Annotated in this window: 11 protein-coding genes; 3 read left to right on the top strand and 8 right to left on the bottom strand. The window is 74.9% G+C overall.

Going from position 1 to position 21,156, the window contains the following annotated elements; genetic code table 11:
* Positions 1–85 precede the first annotated feature (85 nt).
* From ACQPXD_RS13155 to ACQPXD_RS13130, 6 genes are read right to left on the bottom strand one after another with little or no spacing between them, the layout of a single operon-like run.
* Positions 86–1,225 carry an LGFP repeat-containing protein gene (locus ACQPXD_RS13155; protein ID WP_432838121.1) on the bottom strand — a complete coding sequence of 380 codons (1,140 nt, stop codon included), beginning with the start codon at positions 1,223–1,225 and terminating at the stop codon, positions 86–88.
* A gap of 26 nt (positions 1,226–1,251) precedes the next feature.
* On the bottom strand, positions 1,252–4,686 hold the full coding sequence (locus tag ACQPXD_RS13150; RefSeq protein WP_432838119.1) for a hypothetical protein: 3,435 nt from the start codon (positions 4,684–4,686) through the stop codon (positions 1,252–1,254).
* Positions 4,683–6,854, bottom strand: a complete 2,172-nt coding sequence (locus tag ACQPXD_RS13145; protein ID WP_432838117.1) for a WD40 repeat domain-containing protein — start codon at positions 6,852–6,854, stop codon at positions 4,683–4,685. The genes ACQPXD_RS13150 and ACQPXD_RS13145 overlap by 4 nt, the downstream gene beginning before the upstream one ends.
* A complete protein-coding gene (locus ACQPXD_RS13140) occupies positions 6,851–9,460 on the bottom strand; it encodes a hypothetical protein (protein WP_432838115.1) in 2,610 nt (869 codons plus the stop codon). Before ACQPXD_RS13140 ends, ACQPXD_RS13145 begins: the two co-directional genes overlap by 4 nt.
* Positions 9,461–9,470: 10 nt before the next feature.
* Positions 9,471–10,841, bottom strand: a complete 1,371-nt coding sequence (locus tag ACQPXD_RS13135; protein ID WP_432838113.1) for a hypothetical protein — start codon at positions 10,839–10,841, stop codon at positions 9,471–9,473.
* A complete protein-coding gene (locus tag ACQPXD_RS13130; protein ID WP_432838111.1) occupies positions 10,838–11,512 on the bottom strand; it encodes a hypothetical protein in 675 nt (224 codons plus the stop codon). The genes ACQPXD_RS13135 and ACQPXD_RS13130 overlap by 4 nt, the downstream gene beginning before the upstream one ends.
* Before the next feature lie 1,093 nt (positions 11,513–12,605).
* Between ACQPXD_RS13130 and ACQPXD_RS13125 the strand changes: the two genes are divergently transcribed.
* Positions 12,606–13,220, top strand: a complete 615-nt coding sequence (locus tag ACQPXD_RS13125; protein ID WP_432838109.1) for an HDIG domain-containing metalloprotein — start codon at positions 12,606–12,608, stop codon at positions 13,218–13,220.
* Positions 13,221–13,441: 221 nt separating this feature from the next.
* On the opposite strand, the gene ACQPXD_RS13120 is transcribed toward ACQPXD_RS13125, so the two are convergent.
* Positions 13,442–15,796, bottom strand: a complete 2,355-nt coding sequence (locus tag ACQPXD_RS13120) for a discoidin domain-containing protein (protein ID WP_432838107.1) — start codon at positions 15,794–15,796, stop codon at positions 13,442–13,444.
* Positions 15,797–15,944: 148 nt separating this feature from the next.
* Between ACQPXD_RS13120 and ACQPXD_RS13115 the strand changes: the two genes are divergently transcribed.
* Positions 15,945–16,889 (top strand): response regulator transcription factor, encoded by a 945-nt coding sequence (locus ACQPXD_RS13115; protein ID WP_432838106.1) that lies wholly within the window; start codon positions 15,945–15,947, stop codon positions 16,887–16,889.
* 4 nt (positions 16,890–16,893) lie between these two features.
* On the opposite strand, the gene ACQPXD_RS13110 is transcribed toward ACQPXD_RS13115, so the two are convergent.
* Positions 16,894–19,683 carry a helix-turn-helix transcriptional regulator gene (locus tag ACQPXD_RS13110; protein ID WP_432838104.1) on the bottom strand — a complete coding sequence of 930 codons (2,790 nt, stop codon included), beginning with the start codon at positions 19,681–19,683 and terminating at the stop codon, positions 16,894–16,896.
* 385 nt (positions 19,684–20,068) lie between these two features.
* Between ACQPXD_RS13110 and ACQPXD_RS13105 the strand changes: the two genes are divergently transcribed.
* Complete coding sequence (locus ACQPXD_RS13105; protein ID WP_432838102.1) at positions 20,069–21,142, top strand: multicopper oxidase domain-containing protein; 1,074 nt, start codon at positions 20,069–20,071, stop codon at positions 21,140–21,142.
* The last annotated feature ends 14 nt before the right edge of the window (positions 21,143–21,156 follow it).

The raw sequence follows: 21,156 nt of genomic DNA, 5'->3' as shown, positions 1-21,156 counted from the left end.
GACCGGATTGCCGGCGGCGACCTGGAGGTACTCGTATGACTCCGGGCGGTCATCGACGACGAAGACGCGCACCGGCACGGCATGCTCAGTCGAGGAGCGCTTCGATACGGCGGCGGGCGATCTCGGCGGCGATCCGGCCCGTCGCCGTGTCGCAGAACAGTAGCGTCACGGAGGCGTCCGGGCCGACGACGACGCCGATGAGGCCGGACTCGGGCGGGAACGTGGCCTGCGCCCCGCCGGCGGGCGCGGCGACCCGCAGCGGCAGGGCCCGCGCGATGGCCGCGGAGAGGGTGCGGGCCAGGATCGGCGCGCCGACGCCGTCGGCCTGGACCTCGATGTGCACCTCGGAGACGCCGATGTCGTGCCCGCCGGCCTGGGCGGCGTCGATCTCCTGGATCAGCAGTTGCAGGTGCGCGGACCAGTGCTGGTCGGGCAGCAGGAGACCGGCGTCGTGGAAGCCGTTGATGGTGAACGTGACGACCCGGTTGCGGGCGCGGACGAAGTCGCCGTAGGAGTGGCTGACCGCGTCGATGGAGCGGTCCGGGTACAGGCCGACGTTGTCGGGGCTCTCCCGCATGAGCCGCTCGAAGGTGCGCCACACGTAGGTCAGCAGCGGCTCCCGGCCCAGCGTCGCGGACGGCGCATCCGTGACCCGGGACCCGTCGAAGCAGAGCGCGCCGGCCTGGAAGAGCACGACGCTCTGCCCCGGCACCGGGCCGAACTGGTCCCGCAGCGGGTAGCCGTGCGGGCCCTGCTCCCAGTTGCGGCGGCGCCACTCGTCGCGCAGCGCGCCGTTGATCCAGAACGGGCCGGTGTCCGGGTGCCAGAAGATCGACCCGTCCTTGTCGAAGTGGTTGTACCGGCCGGTGCCGTCGGCGCACGGTGACTCGTCGGTGACCGGGATGCCGAGCAGTTCCGGACCGCGGGCGCTGTCGTACTTGTCGCGGATGCCGCCGTGGATCTCGTGCGCCCCGGTGCGCGGCCCGAAGTAGATCGTGCAGTGCTCGTAGCGCTGGTGGAAGACGCGCTCGTCGGCGAAGACGCCGGGCCCGGACTCGAGGTTGCCGACCCGGGCGCCGGTGTCGAACGGCAGCGCGGCGGCCTTCGCGGCGATGGCGTCGCGGGCGGCGGCGAACGCGGGCTCGACGAACGCCGACAGCGGGTCGCCGGTGCCGGGCGGGAGGTGGGCGCCGAGGCCGCCGTGGAGATGGCTGTGGTCGGACATGACTGCTCCTACGTGTCGTCGGGGGGTCAGGGCCGCCAGTCCGCCGGGATCTCGATCACGTCGAGCAGGGCGGTGAGGCCGGTCAGCTCGGGCGGGCCGGCGGCCCCGTCGGCGGCGGCGAGGGGTTCGGTCTCGCGGATGCGCAGCCGGACGCGGTCCGGGCCGGCCGGCAGGGCGACGGTGGCGGTCGCGCCCACGGGGACGGTGACCGGCGGGCCGGCCGGGCGCCAGGCATCGGGGCGGCCGTCGCCGCCGAGGGCGATGAGGTCGGCGGCCGCCGCGCCGCCCGTCTCGACGGTGATCGCGACGGGGTTGGGTTGGCTCGGTCCAGGGCCGGTGACGGTGACCCGCACGCCGCCGGCGGCCCGCTCGACGGTGACCCGGCGCGGCGGCAGCAGCGGTACCAGGTCGGTGGTCTCGGTCGGCGACAGGAACAGCCCGTCGAGACTGTCGGGCTGGTACCGGGCCACGGCGAGCCGTGCGAACGGCCGGTAGGTGCCGTCGTCGACGGACACGTCGGCGAACCAGCACCCGGCGGCCGGGTGTACCGCATAGGGCACGACAGCGACCGCCCGGCCGAGCTCGGCGGCGGGGAGCACGATCGCGGGGCCGGCCGCGGCGGCCGCGAACGCCGCCGCGGGCGGGAATCGGACCGGCGCGGCGGTGGCCAGGACCGGGTCGCGGCTCAGCTCGCTCTCCAGGGGTCCGGGCGCGCCGGGCGGCGGTGGCACGACGGCGGCGATGACGGCCAGTCGCTCGCCCTCGCCGGTGCGGTACCACGGCCGCCCCACCTCGACCCGCACGCGCCCGGTCCGCACCCGTTCGATCGCGCCGGGCCGGGTCTCGGTGCGCCAGTGCAGCGACGGTCCCGCCGTGAGGATCTGCGCGGCGGGCGGGCGCGCGCTGGAGCGGATGTTCACCGGCTCGGCCTGCTCGCGGACGCGCTCGAACGCGGCATCGGGTTCGTCGGCGTGGAACTCGTGCCGGTAGCGGCTGACCGCCCGCAGCGTGTACCGCACGAGCCGGTGCCGGGTGTCGCCGAACTCGTGCCGGATCAGCGGCTCCGGCGGCGCGCCCCGGTCGAGGGCCTGCGCGTGGACGACACGGCCGGCGACGGGGACGGGCGCGCCGTCGCCGGGCTCCGTCCAGCCGGCGGTCACCTCGATCCGCCCGGTGCTGTCGGTGTCGAGGGCGGTGAAGGTGGGCTGCAGCTGCGCCGTGGTCGCGTGCTCGGCCCGGCCGACCTTCGCGGCGGGCAGCGACCAGACCGGGTCGGCGAGGGGCTTGCGGACCGCGTGGACCAGCTCGACGACCCGGGGCGGGGTCATCACCGGGTTGCGGCCGTTGAGGCTGTCGGCGAACGGCACGTGGTCCTCGGCGAGCCACTGGTACCAGACGAGGTCCTCCTGCAGGTCGGGGTCGATCCGCGACGACAGCTCCAGCTCGGCCCGCTCGCCCTTGGCGAGCCGCACGACGAGACGGTCGGGCTCCCACCGCATGGAGATCCGCGGCCCGGCCGGGTTCGTCTGCTCCTGCAGCACGACGGTCTTGGGCGCCGGGTCCGGCCAGTCGCGCCAGACGCTGAAGTCGCCGGTCTCCTCGTCGAGGCCGCCGTCCGCGACGGGCAGGTGGGCGTGGACGCCGTTGGCGGCCGGGTCGGGCAGGCCCGCCGGGTCGAGGGCGCGCCGGGCCAGATCCCACGACGCCGCGTCGTGCATCGCGTCGAAGACGCCGTGCTGCTCGGCGATCTCATAGCTGACCGCCGGGCGGTGCAGGGTGCGGGTGAGGTCGGCGGCGTAGCGGGGCTCGGCCGCGACGAAGTCCTCGGCGGTGAGGCCCTCGTCGCTGCGCAGGACGAGGCGGTCGAGGGCGCCGCCGGGGCCGTAGGGCGGCGGGGGCCCGGTCAGCGTCGGGGGCCGGACGGGGTCGTGGCGGGCGTAGACGAGGGCGTGGCTGGCACCCTCGTCGCCGGCGACGTCGTCGAGCTCCCGGCCGCCGCCGGTCACGTCGGCGATCCGCACCCGCAGCCGGTAGTCGGTGCCGAAGCGCAGCCGCGGCAGCCGGTCGTCGACGGCGGGGTCGTCGCCGGGGACCGCGTACTCCCAGCGCAGGTCGTAGGGCAGCGCCGCCCGGGCGTCGGCGGGCCGGCCGGGCGGGGCGGCGCCGGTGAGGTCGGGGCGGGGCAGGACGAGGCTCCAGCCGTTCCAGCGCAGCACGATCTCGTCCGCGGTCAGGGCACCGGACTGCCGTACCGCCGCGAAGGGTTTGACGTGTCCTTCGTCGACGACCCGGGCGGCCCCGCCGAGCGTGAGATCCGGCTCCCCCGGCCGGCCGAGGGTGTAGGCGACGCGGCGGCGGCACAGCGACCGCCACCGCGACTCGGTGCCGGCGCGGATGTCGACCCGGTAGCCCAGGGTCAGCTCCTCGGCCGTGAGGTGCTGCTCGTCGGGGGCGCCGGCCCGCCGCTGCGCCGAGTCGGCCCGCCGGTCGTAGTCGGCCTGGCGGCCCGGCCGGATCAGCTGGAGTCCGGCGGAGCGCAGGCCCGGCAGCGCGGCCCGCCGGTCGGGGTTCTCGGCGAGGCTCCGCGCCGCGTCGCGCAGCCCCTGCTCGGCGGCGTCGACGTCGAAGGTGGCGATGGCCCACACGGGCGGTGCTCCCGCCGCGGCGGCCGGGTCGGGGCCGGCGGGGGCGACGATCCGGGCGGCGGACAGGTCGAGCAGGCCGTGCCGGGCCGCGGTGGCGGCGGGGGCGCCGGGCGCGGGCCAGAACGCGTCCGGGGTCAGGTCGTAGGCGCTCCACGGGGAGGTGACGGGGACGGGCAGCGGACCGCGGGACTGTACGGCGAGCCAGCGCTCCGCCCCACCACCGCCGTCTTCCAGCGCGGTGTGGTCGACGGCGAGCTCGAAGACGAGGCCGAGGTCGCGCAGGACGGCCGGGTGGTCGCGCAGCAGGGCGACGGCCTGGTGGAAGTCCGGCCACGGCGGCTGGGCGTCACCCGGGTCCGGCGCCGGGACCGCGGTGGCGGCGGCGGGCCGGCCCCAGGCGGCGATCCGCTCGCCGACCCGGCCCGGCGCGGACGGGTTCGCGCCCAGCTCGCCGGCCGAGGCCCGGTAGGTGCCGGTGACGGCCGCGGCGGTGCCGTACTGGCGGCGCACCTCGGCCCGGCGGGGCTCGCCCGCGGACCAGGGCGCGGCGATGCCGGCCGGGCCGGCGAAGAACGCCCGCCAGACGTCGCTGCGGGCGGCGGGCGCGTGCTGCGGGCCGGACCAGGCGGTGCGGATGCCGGCGGCCGTCTTGACCCGGACCCGGAAGCTCACGGTCGCCAGCAGCGCCGGCCAGTCGTCGAGGCCGTACTCGGCGAGGGGCCCGCCGTCGAGCTGCGGCACGACGAGAACCCGGAGGCGGGCCTGGCCGGCGGCGGTGTGGCCGTTGGGGGCGGCGACAAACAGCAGGCGGCTCATGACGGCCTCCGGAAGACCCGGACGGCGCCGTCGTCGCCGCCGGTGACGAGCAGCGCGCCGTCGGGCCGGTAGGCGATCGCGAGCACGGCGCCCGGGTGGGGGTGGGCGACGACGGTGGCGAGGGTCCGGCCGTCCACGATGGAGACCAGGCCGTCGTCGGTGACGACGGCGAACCGGCCGCCGCCCGGGTCGGCGGCGATCTGCAGGACCGGGGCCGCGAACCGGCGCTCGGCGATGCGGACGGGCGACCCGGTGGTGAGGTCGCGGAGATCGCTGAGCCGGACGGTGCCGTCGTCGTCGCCGGACGCGAGGGGTCCGCCCGAGGCGGCGAAGGCGAGGGCGGTGACGGGGAACGGGTGGGTGAACCCGGCCAGCCGGCCGCCGGTCGCCGGGTCGATGAGGGTGACGCCGCCGTCCTCGTTGCCGGTGGCGACGGTCGCGCCGGTGTGGTCGGCGGCGAGGGCGGTGACCGCGCCGCCGCCGGCCGGTACCGCCGACGGCCGGGGCACGCCGGTGTCGCGGGCCAGGATGCGGGTCACGCCGTCGGTGCAGCCGGTGGCGATCCAGCGCCCGCCGGGGTCGGGGGCGAGGTGCGTGACCGGACCCGGGTGCTGGCTGGTCCACAGTGGATCGCCGGTGACCCCGTCGAGGAGGGCGGCGAGGCGGTCGGGCAGACCGACGGCGACGGCGAGGTCCTCGCGCTCCCCAGGGACGGTGGCGAGGGCGGCGACGGCGCCGCGGTAGGTGGCGGTGCGGCCGGGCGCGCCGGTGACGACGTCGAACGGGGAGACGGTCCCGTCGGATCCGGCGACGACGAAGCGGCGGCCGTCGCCGGTGAACCGGATCGCGGCGAGGACCCCGCGCAGCGCCCGGACGGTCAGGGGCTGCCCGGACTCGGCGTGCAGGAGGGTGACCTTGTCGCCTGCGCAGGCGCCGGCGAGGCCGAGGCCGCCGGCGGTCACCGCGACCGCGCGGACCGGGCCGCCGAGGTCGCGCACGGCGATGGGCGCGGCCGGGTCGGGCGGCGGGGCGGCCTGGGTGACGGTGTACAGGCGCAGGTCGGCGCCGAAGTTGGCGGCGAGCCGGCCCCCGTCGGGGCTGAAGGCGACGTCCCAGGCGTAGCGGGTGTCGTTCTCGAGGACCACGCCGCCGTCGCCGGTGTCGAGGACGAGGACGCCGGGGCCGGTGCGGCCGTAGCCGACGGCGAGCAGGCGGCCGTCCGGAGCGAAGTGCACGACCGGGTAGGCGCCCGGCGCGTAGATGTCGGTGATCGGCGGCAGTGCCGTGACGCGCGACCGGCCGTCCGCCACGGTCCAGAGGACGGCGGCCGAGAGCGCATCCGGGGCCATGAGCGGGGGTGCGAGGGACCGGCCGGCCGTCGCGAGCCGTCCGGTGTCCGGGCTCAGCCGCCGGGACCGGGGATCGGGGCGGTAGTTGTACCCGCTGGCCACCGGGCCTTCGCCGGTGACGTCGGCGATGGTCGCGCCCGTGGCGGCGGCGAGGGTTCGCAGCCGCGGCGCGGTCCCGGGCGGCTCGTGCACCAGGACGACGGCGTCGCCGTCCGGTCTGAACGCCAGCCGCGTGATGAGGCCGGTGCCCGTCGCGGCCCACAGCTGGCGGCCGTCGGCGGTGTCGAAGAGGGTGCAGGTGGCGTCGGTGGCGATGGCGATGTGCCGGGAGTCCGGGGAGAACGCGGCGGCCGCGCTGCCGGTGCCGGGCGGCCGGTGCCGGAGCCGCTCGGCGGCGGTCGCGACCTCGTGCACGGCGGCGCCGTACTGGCCGCTGAGCGCGACGAGCCGGCCGTTCGGGGCGTAGACGACCGCGTCGTACCACCAGTCCGTCGCCACCGAGGCCAGCGCCCCGCCCAGTGGCATGGTCAGCATGTCCAGGCGGCAGCCGACGACCCCCTGCTGGGCGAAGACCGCCGCGGTGGCCCCGTCGGGGGCGTAGGCCACGGCGAGGGCCGAGGTCGACGTCGGGTCCTCGCGCCGCCAGTCGACGGAGCACGACTCCGCGTCGATGAGGACCGTCGCGGCCGTTCCGCTCGGCAGCGCGAGCGCGATCGGAGCCGCGACCGAGCCGGAGACGAGCAGCTTGCGGCCGTCCGGGCTCCACGCGATCGGCCCGTGCGCCGACGGGATGAGGGCCCCGGTGGGCGTGATGGTCATGGTGATGCCTCCCCGGCGAACGCGGCCCGGTATGCCTGCCAGCGCCGCAGGCCCTCGTCGGCGGGCGACCGGCCGCCCGCCCCGTGCAGCTGGGCCGGCGGCGCGGAGCCGCCGGTGAGGACCCACGCGCCGCTGTCCAGCTCGACGCTCTGCGACCACAGCGTCAGGTCGATCTCGACGACCAGGGTGGCCCGGCCGACGAGGGCCTTGTCGCGGCTGCGGTAGGCCAGGGCGACGCACAGCTCGATCGAGACCGAGACGAGGCCGAGGACGTCGACGCAGCCGCCGATGCGCAGGTAGCCGGCGAGTTCGACGGAGCCGTCGGCGGCGAGGACGTACCGCACGCCGCCGAGGGCGTGCACGGTCGCGCGGGCGACGACGAAGTCGAGCTCCACCAGGGCGCCGAACTCCAGCGCGGCCTCCATGCGGCGCAGGCCGCGGTGGTCGAGCTCGACATCGACGTAGCCGCCGCCGCCGAACATCAGCACGGCGACGGCGAACGGCGCCTCCCGGCTGGCGAAGCCGAGCGAGACGGTGACCGGGCGGGCGTCGAAGGGTACGGTCAGCCCGGCCCGCAGCACCGCACCGCTGAGCACGAACGCGCCCGTCCGGACCGGCGGCAGCGGCAACCGGTAGGCGGCGGTGATCTCGGCCTTGCCGGCGGTCAGGGTGAGGCCCGCGCCGGCGAGGTCGACGGCCTTGCCGAGCTCTTCGAGCAGCTGCAGCTCGTTGAGGAACTCCGCGGCCAGGCCCTCGATCTCCAGCCGGGGCGGGCCGGAGCCCTCCTGGGTGAAGCGGACCGCCGCGAACGACAGGCGCAGCAGCGGCCGGCCCAGCGGCAGCCGCAGCGCGAAGTGCTCCAGGACGCAGGTGGTGCGCACGCCGTCACCGGTCTGCTCGGCGGTGACGGCGAGGCGGCTGCCGGCCCCGAACTCGAACGGCGCCCGGTCCGCCAGCCGCACGTCCGGCCAGCTCATGGTGACGGCGGGCGCGGCGCCCGGGCGCGGCACGGCGACGGTGCGGGGCTGGGGCATCCGTTCGGCGATGAGGTCGAGCAGCGGCACGCCGAACAGGGTGGCGGCGGGCCCGAGGACGAGCCGGGACGGCACGGTGCCGGCGGCGTCGGGCAGCGCGCCGAGCCGGACCGGGCCGAAGCCGCGGGACAGCGCGTTCGCCGCGTACTGCGGCACGGCCAGGCCGCCGCTGCGCTCCGCGGCGCCGCCGAAGCCGACGACGAGCGACGCGGCGCCGAGCAGCTCGAGGAGCACGTCGTCGGTGTCGTCGAGGAAGCCGTCGCCGTACTTGACGGCCAGGCGGCGGTCGTCGCCGAGCAGCACCCGCAGCGCCGGCAGCGCGACCGACATCGACCGCAGCACGGGCCGGTACCCGTCGCCGCCCGGGCTGCCGCCGACCGCGAGCTCGTGGACCTCGTGCCGGTCGCCGTCGCGCGGCGGATCCGACCGGGCGAGATCCAGGCCGGTGCCGGGCAGCGGCACCCGCACGGCCCCGTAGACCTCGGCGAGCCGCGCGGCGAGCGCCGGGTCGGACAGCGAGTCCACGGCGGGACGCAGATCCGCCACGAAGAGCAAGGGCAGCCGGAGGTGTACCTCATCGGCCCCCGCCGTGCAGACGACGGTGAACGGCAGCGCGTCCCCGCCCTGGTCCTCGATCCGGAAGAAGGCGTCGAGCTCCGCGCCGCCGAACGCGTGGCGCTGCCAGCGGATCTCGCCGGGCACCTCCCGGGCCGCCTCGGCCAGCTCGACGGCGTCGAACGGGAACGCCCGGCGCAGCCGCGGCTCGGCCGGCGCGGACCGGACCCGGTCCTGGACCGCCACGACCCGCAGCCGCCGCAGGACGGCCGCCCCGCCGGGATCGACGACCCGCTGGACGAGCTCGGTGACGACGGCCCGGTGCCCGGTCGGGAAGAGCATGCCGCCGGTGACGGTCTCGACCCGCATGTCGCGCCCGAGCACCGCCTCGTGGGCCCAGTGGAAGGCGGGCCAGGTCCCGGCGGCGCGCAGGCTGCCGCCGAGCGGGCCGAGCTCGAGGCGCTCGGCGGGCGGCGGCGCGGCGGCGGCCTCGCGGAACAGGCGGGTGCGCAGGTCGCGGTGCAGCGGTACGGCGAAGGGGTCGTCGAGCTCGGCGAGGTGCCGGTCGACCGGGACGAGCCGCAGCCCGCCGTCGGCGTGCAGGCGCATCCGCCACAGCCCGGACACGCCCTCGGCGGTGACGGGGGCGGCGGCGTGCGCGGCGAGGGCGGGCCGCCCGTCCGGGCCGGTGGGGCTGACCGCGAACCGCCACGGCAGCTCGACGGCGGACGGCTGCACGCCGAGCCCGTCGAGCAGCGCGAGGATCCCGGCCGCGGTCGGCTCGACGCGGGTCCCGGCCGGGATCGCGAAGGTCACCCGGCTGGGCCCGGCCAGGACGGCCCGCAGTACCCCGGCGGAGTCCACTGTGGACACCTGCTCGCCGGTGTGCTGCGGCGGCAGGGTCAGCTCGATGACGGCGCCGGGGCCGGCCTCCAGCCGCGGGGCGCCGGTCAGCCCGGACCACGCCACGCCGAGGACGAGCTGGTCGTCGGGGCGCAGCAACAGGTACTCCTCCACGGTTCCCTCCTCACCGGTAGGTGAACTGCGCGAAGCCCGGGAACGGCGGCGAACTGCCCAGCGCCGTGCTCAGCACCACGGGCACCGTCCCGGACGGCCCCGGCGGCACGGTGATGCGCACGGACTCGCCGAGCCCGTCACCGAGGGGGTCGACCGTCGCCATGTCGACCGGGACGCCGCCGAACGTGACGCCGGTGACGGGCGTCAGCCGGGTGCCGAGCACCTGGACCACCGTGCCCGGCGGGCCGCTCGCCGGGACGACGCCGAAGACCGCCGGCCCGTTGCCCGGGTTGGGCGGCGCCGCGGCGGAGACCAGCACCCAGGAGTCCTCGAACGTCCCCGTCGACGGTCCGGCGCGGGTGACCACGGAGACGGTCGCGATGCCGGCGGGGGTGCCGGCCGGCACGAGGACCTCGACGGCGTCCGGCGTGGCGGGCTCGGCGGACGGCGCGGCGAGGACCCCGCCGATGGTCGCGAGGCGGGCGTCGTAGACGTTGCGGCCCTCGATCAGGAACGGCCGGCCCGGGGTCGCGGTCCGGTCGCGTAGCCGGATGACCGCCCGGGCGGCCGGGTCGGCGACGCCGTCGCGGTCGCGGTCGACCCAGCCCCAGTGCACCGGCGTCGCGTCGCACAACCGGTGCTCGTTGAACGACATGAGGCACTCGACGTGGGCCGGGTTGCCGGAGCCGTCCGGCAGGATCGCGCAGTTGGCGTTGGGCGTGGCGAAGAAGCCGGCGGTGTCGCCGATGCGGCAGTGCGGCCGCCCGGCCAGGTCGAAGCCGTACTCGTCGGGCGCGCCGAACACGTGGCCGATCTCGTGCGCGATGACGCCGTCGATGTTGTCCTTGAGCGTCACGTCGTTGACGACGCTCGGGGTCACCTCGGACCGGCTGACCACGACGGAGCGGAACTCGGCGTGCGACATGTGGAAGGAGGGGTACTTCGTGATGAAGACCGGCACCGCGTCCGCCGTCGCCCGGCCGAGGAACTGCCCGGCGACCAGGCGGCGCCGCAGGGCGTTGATCCGCAGGATGAGCGCGTCGTCCGGCTCGCCCAGCTCGGTGAGGGCGCCGTGCAGCAGAGGCACGTCCCGGGCGGTCGTCGACGATGTCCGCAGCATCGCCGTCAGGTCGAGGTCCCGGGGGCGGACCGTCCGCTGGCCGACGGTGAACCGCACGACGTCGCGGACCGGCACCGGCTGCGCGGCGCCCCACTCGACGGCGAGGCGGCGCAGCAGGGCGAGGGCGGCGTAGGCCTCGCGCAGCGCGACCGTCTGCTCGGCCCGGGGGAACTCCGCCGAGGTACCCGGCGGGCCCTCGACGATGACCAGCAGGATCACCACGTGCCCGAGCATCGGGCGCAGCTTGTCCGGCACGCTCATCCCAGCTCCTCCTCGCTGAAGCAGTCCCCGAGGGCGACGAAGGACACCCCGAACCTGGCCGGGTCGGCCTGGGCGAGGATGAACGCCGGGTCGGCCTGTGCCGCCCAGACGGCGATGAGCGCCGCGGTGCCGGGGTCGGTCCCGGGCGGCGGCTCGGGCGCGTCCGGCGTGACGATCCCGGCGAGGGTGGTGCCGACGAGCGCGCCGAGCGCGGCGCCGGTGGCGGGCCCGCCGACGACCGCGGCCGCCCGGTCGCCGAGCCCCAGCAGCACGTCGCCACCCGTGTCGGTGACCAGGGTCAGCACGGCGTCCAAGTCGGCGTCGGTGGCCTGCGGCGCGGCGACGAACACGAAGCCGAGCGCGGCCACCTCCTCGGCGGCGCGGGCGATCTGGTCGAGCCGCTCGACGGTGCCGGGCCCGATGTCGTCGACGATGTCGCCCTCGGCCACGCCGAGCTCGTCGCGTTTGAACCGGTGCACGGCCGCGGCGCACTCCCCGCCGTAGCGGCCGTCGGCGCCGTAGACCGGCAGCGCGCCCGGATCCCACAGCAGCAGCGCGGCCTGGACCTTGGCGACGGCGGGATCGTCGGCATGACGGGTGCGGGAGATCCGGTCCCGGTCCTCGGCGATGGCCTGCAGGAGCGGGTCGCCGGCGAACAGCTGCGACAGCACGTGCACCCCCAGTCTGCGACCACGACGGATCGCGTCACGGCTCAGGGTGCCCCGGGTGGCCGGGCCGGGTCATCAGGGCTAGCCCTGAAGACACCCGTGACGGATCATCAATATGTCGCCTGGTTGGAGGCTGACGCCTTGGGCTTCGGCGGTGGCGTCGAGGGGTGTCCACGTCGATGCTTTGGTTGGTGGCGTCGCGCCCCTGACCGAGCAGTAGCGCGAGCTGGCCCTCCCCCGCCGTCGCACCAGGCGCAAGCTCACCGTCACCGAAGGCGTGAACCCGCTCCCGAGCCAGTAGCCCGGTGGGGTTCCCGCCTCCTCGTAGTACGCGTTACGGCCTGTGTCGAAGTCGGCCGGTGGTGGCGGACCGCTCCGAGGTTCGGGTGTGTCGAGATCGACAATGAGCGAGGTCTCCGGTCGTTGTGAACGGCCCCCGGCGGCGCCTTCTTTCCGCGATCATGCCGAGGAGCGTCCCGAATGGCGGGATCTCCATGATCGTGGAGCGATGATGTACCAGGAGCGGCACTATCACTCCGCGATCATGAGGATCCCGGCCAGTGGACGCCTCCGGTGCATGATCACGGAAGCAAAACGCCGCACCGGCCGCACGCCGCACCGGCCGCAGGGGTCACCAGCGCCGCGCGCGGCGGGCGGGCCGCTGGGGGGCGCGCCGCTGTGGATCGACGGGGTTGAGCCGGCCGCTGGATCTCGCCGCGTCCGTGCGACCGGACCGAAGGGGCGTGTCAGTTCGACGAGGCCGTCGCCGACGCCGAGGCCGGTGTGGCGGTGGCGGTCAACCTGACCGCATACGCGCTCGCCGTCCCCCTGCTGAGGGCCGGTGTCGTACCCTGGTGCTGGTGACCTCGTTCTATCGGCCTCTCGGGGATCGGGACCAACCCCGCGTAACAGGGACCGGCCAGATCTGGCGGATTGATCCCCAAACCCCTGGCTCTTTTCTGCAGCCGCGGCACCGGGTGCGGTGGCTCGACGTGGCGCGGCTGAAGACGGCATCGGATCAGGGCGGTCGCTACCGAAACCTCGGTACGAACGGTGCCGCCGGCTACTGGTGGCGGCCCGGCGCAGCGGCGGGCACATGACGATCGATCACACGCTGGCGATCCCGACCGACGAGCAGATCCGGGCGCTGCACGAACGGCACGCGCCGACCGAGGAAGCCTTCGAGCTCGTCTACACCCACTGCCAGATCATCTGCGCCGTCGCGGAGCAACTGCTCGACCGGCACCGCCCGGCCGTGGACGTCGCTCTGGTGCGCGCGGGAAGCCTCCTGCACGACATCGGTGTCTATCGCCTGTACGACGACGCGGGGCAACTCGATCACGAGCACTACATCCGTCACGGGGTGTTGGGACATGCGCTACTGCGTGACCTTGGATTTCCCGAGTTCATCGGCAGGTTCTGCTCCCACCACACGGGTGTCGGGCTCACCCGTGAGGACGTGCTGCGGCAGGGCCTGCCGCTGCCGGCGTGCGACTACACGGCCGACACCGTGGAGGAGCAGTTGGTGATGTACGCAGACAAGTTCCACAGCAAGACGACGCCGCCTACGTTCGTGACCACGGCGTCCTACGCTGCCGGGGTGCAGCGGTTCGGTGAGGACAAGGCGGTCCGGTTCGCGGCGCTGGTGGAGAAGTTCGGTGAGCCAGACCTACTACCACTGTCCCACCGCTATCAGCAACCGCTGATCTGAGACGTCCAACCAACGGCTGCTGATGCCTGTCTGCTCATCGACGAGCCACCCGTCACCGCTGGATGCCGGCGACCGGCTCCGGCACGGCGGTCACCGGCGTCCACAGGAGCGGCAGGATCGCCGCCGTGAAACGAGGAAGTCATATCCATCGAGTTCGAGCCCGTCCGGCATCTCCGATGCGGACGGGCTCGAACCACTGGCTACCGGGTGGATCAGCCTGGCTAGGAGGCGGGCCTACCCGTGATGCCCAGCTCGGCGACCGCCGTCCACGGGCCCCGGTTGCCGGCCTCCGAGAGGGCGACGACCTTGAGGTGCCGGGCCGGTCGCTCTGCGAACCGGATGCGCTGCGCCGAGGTCACGTCGGCCAGGGTTCCGGCCGCCACCGGGTCGCCCCAGGTCGTGCCGTCCGTGGAGACGTACACCTCGAAGCGTCCGACGCTGCCGGCGTTCGCCCCCACCGGCCTCGGGACCGCGAGGTTCGGCTGGTAGACGATGCCGTCCACGACGTAGTTGCCGCCGAGGTTCACGCTGATGGAGTGCGGCAGCGGCGCGGTCGTCCCCGTCCACCGGCTGAACCACGTCGTCCGCGGATCGCCGTCCACCGCCTTGGCCCCGTCGCAGGCGCACGCGGTGGTCTCCTCGCTGTCCACCGTCGTCCGCCACCCGGACCTCGGGAGCTCGGCCGACGTGTCCGGGACGGTCACCCCGAGCTCGGCGACGTTGGCCCACGGGCCGCCGACGCTGGCCTCGCTCAGGGCCACCAGCTTCACGTACTGGGTGGGCGTCGGGCCGAACCCGATCCGCTCGGACCCGCCGGAGCCGGCCTGGAACGTGCCCGTGGCCCGCCGTTCCCAGGCAGTTCCGGAGTACGTCCAGACCTCGTAGTCCCGGATGGTCCCGACCACGGAACCGTCCCGCCGCGGCTGGTAGACGATGCCGTCGATCGTGGTGGTCGCGCCGAGATCGACGGTGATCCAGTGCGGCATCGGCGCCGTCGCGGTGGTCCACTGCGTGTGCCAGAACGTGTCCGGGTTGCCGTCGATGGCGTGGCTGGCCGGCGCGGCGTACTGGCTGCTGGTCTCGCTCGAGTCGGCCCACGCGGTCCAGCCCGTCTTCGACAGCTCCAGCGACGTGTTCCAGTCGAGCCACCACTTCTGGCTGGGGTCCCAGCGGCACGGGTTCTGCCGCAGCGGCGTGCCCTCGCCGCCGCCCGGCAGCTCCAGGCACTGGCCGGTCAGGCTGTTCTCGATCGACCACCCCCCGAACGGCGCCGGCACCACGTGCCAGTCGGTGCCCGCCTCATAGCACGGACGCAGCGCGACCCGGCCGGCGTCCGCGGCGTCGCGGCCCAGGCAGGCGCCGGAGCTGCGTGACTTGACCTGGGTCGACAACGGGTCGAAGGACCGCTCGAACCAGAACGTCTCGTAGCCGGCCGCCGCCTGGATGACCGGCACCCCGGCGGACGCCGGGCGCCAGCCGACGTCGAGCCCCTGCAGGTTGGCCGCGTTCACCAGCCGTACGCCCCAGGTCGGCACCGGGTTCGACAGGTACGCCAGCGCGTCGCCGATCGCGGTGCCCAGCGAGATCTGGCCGGCCAGATTCGGCAGCCCGGTCGCGTCGAACCGGTGCACGTCACCATAGGTGTTGGCCCAGCGCTGGTCGCCGGCGCACCACCCGTGCTGAGCCCAGTCCGGGGAAGCGTGGACGACCTGCCAGAACGGATGTTCGCCCGGCCGGGCGTTGGCCTCGGCCGCCGCCTCGTCGATGACTTGGTTGATCCGGGGAATGACGGTCTCCGACAGCCAGGACGACTCCCAGTTCATGATGTCGCCCATGATGTCGTCCCACCACGGGTCGTCGTGGCAGGACGTCGAGCCGTTCTTGCGCGCCGGATCCGGATAGGCGGTGAGGAACACGGCGCGCGCCTTGGCCCGCAGTTGCTTGCCGGTGGCTCCCGCCGATCCGTTCCCCTGTACGGCGTTGATCAGCTTTCGGAAGTTGGCCCGCATCTGGGCGAGGTCGTCCTCGAACTGCTGGGCCTTGGTCCGCTGGCAGCCGAGCTCGACCCGGCCGGAGTCGGCGTCCCAGCCGTCGCCGCAGTCATTGATCAGCCGGCTGAGTCCGGCGTCCTCGCCGCCGGCCCCGATCGTCAGCGCATCGATGACGGAACCGGCCGGGAACCGGGTGTTGACCTGGTCGAGCTGGGCCGGGTGGGTGACGGCGCCGGACGAATCGACCTGAGGCGACAGGATACCCCCGCTGTAATCGGCGGGCGTGCCGTCGATCTTCGCGCCGGTGCACGTCACGTTCACGTGGTTGACCTCGAACTGCGGGTTGCCCACCTTGATCGCGTTGACCGCGAGATTGACGCCGGAATTCCAGTGCCGGTCACACGCCGTGTCCAGCCGGTCTCCGGCCACGCCGACGCCGGCGGCGACCGAGTCACCCATCGAGGCGATGTTGATGACCCGCGTCACCAACCCCGTGGCCGCCGCCGGTGCGGCCGTGAGCAGCGGCAGGGCCGCCACCACGGGCAGCACCGCCAGCGGCAGTACCCATCTCGTTCGTCTGTGCATCTCATTGCTCCCTGGGTCGAGTGCCGATTGGCCGGGGCCCAGGATGGGGCGGCGCGCTCGCGACGAAACAGCGTGAAAGTACGTACTGGGCCAGGGATTAGGGATTGCCCTGAGGCGCGGGCGCCGCCGGCGGCCCGATGCTGACCGGGTGAAGCCGCAACCCGTCCGGCCGACCGGCCGCGACCACGAGCTCCGCGTGCTGGCCGGGCGCGCGCTGTACCACGTCATGTCGCTGTCCGGGGTGCCGTCCATGGACCTGGTGGCGCGGATCGCGAAACTCACCGCGCTCGCCGCCTCGCCCGAGCGCGGCGCACGCCTGCTGCTCGCGCTGGCCCAGCAGGCCCGCTCCGGCGGCGCGTTCGACGTCGCCGAGGCGGCCGCCGAGCGGGCCCGCGCCCTCACCGCGGACCCGGCGCTCGCCGGCCTGCTCGATCTGGAGCACCTGCTGAATCAGGCGTCGCCACCGGCGCCCGCCGGCCGCCCGGACGGCGCGATGGTCCGGCTGGCCCTGGCCGCGGTGGGGCGCCTCGGCGTCGCCGGGCCGCCGCTCGGCCCCGAGCTCGCGCGCGTCACGGCGGAGATCGCCTACGGCGAGGGCCGGTTCACCGACGCGGCCGAGATCGCCCGGTCCGCGGCGGAGGCCACCGAGTCCGATGAGACCCGCGGGGAGCTGACGTTGCTGATCGGCCGGTGCCAGCGGGCGGCGGGCGGCGCCACTGCCCGGTCGACCTTCCGCGGCGTCGTGGCGTTCGCCGAGGCGCGCGGCCTTGCGGTACTGACCGCGAAGGCACTGGACGAACTCAGCGCGCTCGATCCGCTCGGCGCGGCCCGGCTCCTCGCCGCGCCCGCGCCCGATGCCGCCCCGGCGGCCGCGCCCCCCGCCGGCGGGGCGCACAAGCGACGGTCACTGGGCATCACCGACCGGGAATGGCAGGTCGCGCTGCTCGTCGCGACGGGCGCGGCGAACAAGCAGATCGCCGAGCGGTTGCGGATCTCCGCCAGGACGGTGGAGAAGCACGTCGAGCGGCTGTTCCACCGGACCGGCAGCGCGAACCGCACCGCCCTCGCCGCCACCTTGCTGGAGTGGGGCTGAGCCGCTACCCGGGCGGCGGGCGCAGTTGCGCCGCCATCTCGGTCCGGTTCTTGACGTTGAGCTTGCGGTACGCGCTACTCAGGTGGACCTCGACCGTCTTCGGCGTCACGAACAGCGCCTGCGCGATCTCCCGGTTGGTCTGGCCGGACGAGGCGAGTTCGGCCACCCGTCGCTCGCTGGGGGTGAGCGCCTCGACGCCGCCGGGCCCGGCCGGTCGGGCCCGGCCGCCGCTGGCCAGCAGTTCCGCGCGGATCGCCGCGACCAGCGTGGGCGCGCCGCACCGCTCGGCCAGGTCGATGCCCAGCGCCAGGTGGTGCCGGGCCTGGGTGCGCCGGCCGGCCCGTCGCAGTGCGGCGCCCAGGCCCAGCCTCGCCTTGGCCTGCTCGAGCTGCGCCGAGGAGCCCGCCAGCACGTCGACCGCCGCCTCCAGCGCGGCCAGGCCGTCCCCGCCGTCGCCGACCAGCCCGCTGACGCGCAGCGCGTGCCCGTACGCCCGCGGCGCCCCCCACCGCCGGGCCAGCTCGAGCTGCTCCGCGGCGGTCTCCCGGGCCTCCTCGACACGGCCGAGTGCATGCAGCGACAACGCGGCCTGCGAGCGCCAGGCCACCAGCGCCGGATTGACGACGTTCACCTCGCCGGCCCGCTCGCCGCACGCGACCGCCGTGCGCAGCGCCTCCTCGTGGCGGTTCTCCAGCCCGAGCACGTGCGCCAGAGCTTCGAGCATCCGGTAGTTCGCGTCCGCCCGCGCCCGGCCGCCCGGCGCGCGGGCCCAGTCGAGCGCGGCCCGGGCCGGCTCGGGCCGTCCGGCCTCGAGGTGGGCGAACGCCAGCATGGGCGCGGTCCACTGCCGCCCGAGGTCCACACCGGCCGTGTCGATCGCCCGGCAGGCCTCACGCGCGTCGGCCTCCGCCTCGGCGAGGTGGCCGCGGTTCAGCCAGCCCAGCGATCGAAGCTGGTAGGCCTGCGCGACGTCCCGCGTCGCGCCCCGCCGCAGTCCCAGGCCGATCGCGGCGTCGAGCATGGGCATCACCTCGTCCCGGTCGGCCGCCAGCAGGACCAGCCAGCCGCTGTGCAGCGGCGCCTCGCCCTGCGCCCGCTCGGACAGGGCGCCACCGGCCAGCCCGCGGCGGGCCCGGGCGACGGCCCGCGGATCGCACCGCATCATGTCGATGGTGGCGATCGCGCAGTCGAGCAGGCCCGCGCCCGGGCCGGTGCCGCTCGGCGCCGGCCACGGCTCCCGCTCGTCCTCGGTCAGCTCGACGTCCCGGCGCCCGTAGGCGTGCATGTTCAGGATGTACGCGTCCATGCGGCACCGCAGGTCGGTGTCGCCGCCCGGCAGGGCCGCCTTCGCCTGCCGCAGGACGGCCGTCGCCTCGCCGAAGCGGCCGAGGTGGTACAGCACGGTCCCGATCAGGTACGCCAGCTTCGCCCGGTCGGGCGGGCGCCGCTCCAGTTCGTGGGCCTCGGTGAGGTAGCCGACGGCCGCCGGCAGGTCCACCCGGATCGCGATGTTGCCCAGTTCCGTCAGGAGGGTGCGACGCTCGTCGCCGTCGACCACGTCGGACAGGCATCGGCGCAGGTACGCCAGGGCCGCCTCGGGCGCTCCGCTCCCGGCGGCGTCGGCGGCGGCCCGCCGCAGCACCCGCGCGGTCCCCTGATCCGGCGACGGCACCCGCATGAGGTGCTCGGCGATCTGCTGCGGGCGGGCGCCGGCGCGGGCCAGCACGTCGGCGGCCGCGGCGTGCAGCCTCGTGCGCTCGGCCGCGTCCAGGCCCCGGTACACCGCCAGCCGGATCAGCGGGTGGACGAACCCGAGCCGGTCGCCGGTCGCCAGGATGCCCGCGGCCGCGAGCCGGTCGATCGTCTGCGCGGCCAGCGCCGCCTCCACCCCGGCCAAGGCCACGACGTCGCGGACGCGGGCCTGATCGTCGAGGACCGCGGCCGCGCGTACGACGGCGGTGGCCTGTGCGGGGAACGACGAGAGCTGCACCGCGACCCGGCGGGCGATCGCGTCGCCGGCGAGCGCCTCCAGCGCCGCCATGCCACCGGTCGTAGCGGGGACGCCTTCGGCCTGCGCGGCCGTCAGCAACTCGTTGAGCAGCAACGGATTGCCGCTGGCCAGCCGGTGCCCGGCCCGGCAGAACGCGATGCCGGCCTGCGGTCCGAGCCGGGAGCGGACCAGCCGGGCCGAGGCACGCTCGGTCAGCGGCGCCGGCCGCAGCACCCTGGTCGCCGCGTCGGTGACCAGCAGGTCGATGAGATGCTGCCGGTCGCCGGCCTCGCGCGGGCGGGTGCCCGCGATCACCGCGAGCGCAAGGCCGTCGAGTCTCGGCAGCAGGAAGGCCAGGAACCGCAGCGAGGCCGGATCGGCCCAATGCAGGTCGTCGGCGACCAGTACCACCGGCCCGCGCTGGCAGAGGTTCACGGTCAGCCAGTACAGGGCATGGAGCAGGCCGAAGTCGCCGGCCGTCGAGGCGGCAACCGGCGACCGCAGCAGCTGCACCGCCTCGGCGGCCGGCTCATCGGCCGGCTCGTCGGCGGTGACGTACCTGCGCTCGAACAGCTGCCGGACCAGGCCGAATCCGAAGTCCCGCTCCAGCTCCGTGCCCCGGGCGTGGAACACCTGCAGACCCTCGTGGGCGGCCCGCGACCTGGCCTCGGCGAGCAGGCTCGTCTTGCCCATCCCGGCCGGCGCCTCGACGAGGACGAAACCGCCGGAGCCGCTCTGCGCGGCGGCGATCACGGCGGCGATGGCGTCGAGCTCCGCATCGCGTTCGAGCAGCAGCGCGTCCACCGTCATCGAGTGTAGGCGATACCCGGCCGGGCCGCGCCGCGGACATCCGCGACGCCGTGCCGGTGCCGACGGCGGCTGATCCCCGGACGCGCCCACGCGGGGCGGCTGCGGATCTGGCCGCGGCCCGTCAGCGGGCGGTCCACCGGGGCTTGGCAGGGCCGGACTTCGTTCGGGCGGAGCCGAACTTTTGTGACCCGAGGCTTTACTTTCGTTTGCCCGTTGCATAAGTTGGCCTTTGGTCGACATTTGTCTATATCGACTTATCCCAATGGGGGAAGCTGCTGCCGCCACAGCACGGGCAACCCTGGTCATGCATCGCTGCCCGGCGCTGCCTGGTGCACGGCGGCCTCCCCGAGCGAGCTTCTCGATGATCGAAGGGGGAGGGATGGGACACAACGTCGCATCCGGACTGTTACGCCGGCTCACCACGCGCAGATCGATGCTCGTCGGTGGCGCGCTGGCGGCCTCGGCGGCCGGGTTCGGCACCACGTTCGCCCCGGGCCTTGTACGGTCACCGGGACAGCCGGGCCGCGCCCCGGTTCTGGCTTCCGGGGTCACCCGCCAGGTGACCATCTACGCCGAGGCGTTGCCCGGCAATCTCTACGGCTACGGCCTTGCCCCGGGCCAGGCGACGATCCCGGGACCGGTCCTGGAGATCTACGAGGGCGACACGCTTGAGATCACCCTCGTCAACACCACGAACCAGCGCCTGTCGATCCACCCGCACGGCGTGGACTACAGCACCGACTCCGACGGCACCCCGCTGAACAACTCGTTCAACAACCCCGGCGAAACCAAGACGTACGTCTGGCGGTCGCACGAGATGTCCGCGGCGGAGGGGCGCCGGTTCATGCCCGGCAGCGCCGGCTACTGGCACTACCACGACCACGCGATGGGCACCGACCACGGCACCGCCGGCCTGATCCGTGGGCTCTACGGTGCACTGGTCGTCCGCCGCCGCGGTGACATCCTGCCCGAGAAGCAGTTCACCGTCGTCTTCAACGACATGACGATCAACAACAAGGCCGCTCCGGACACGCCGATGTTCGAGGCGAATCTCGGGCAGCGGGTGGAGTGGCACGTCATCGGCCACGGCAGCCTGTTCCACACCTTCCACCTGCACGCCCACCGCTGGGCGGACAACCGCACCGGCATGCTGGAAGGTCCCGGCGATCCCAGCCGGGCCATCGACAACAAGGACCTCAACCCGGGCAGCTCATTCGGGTTTCAGGTGCTTGCCGGCGACGGCGTGGGACCGGGCGTGTGGATGTACCACTGCCACGTGCAGTCCCACTCCGACGGGGGGATGGTCGGACTGTTCCTGGTGCGCAACGCCGACGGCAGCATGCCGGCCGGCGCCCAGGAGGCGATCGACCGTTTCCACGGACACGCCCACAGCGCGGCCCAGACGGCCGCGGGGGCATCGAACCAGTCGCTGAGCCACACGCACGGCGGCTGAACCGCACACGACGA

Origin of the sequence: Dactylosporangium sp. CA-092794 (assembly GCF_050948465.1) — a bacterium.
In the GTDB taxonomy this organism is placed as follows: Bacteria; Actinomycetota; Actinomycetes; order Mycobacteriales; family Micromonosporaceae; genus Dactylosporangium.
The sequence above is the reverse complement of the archived record's forward strand: the minus strand, read 5'-3'. Positions and strand labels throughout refer to the sequence as shown.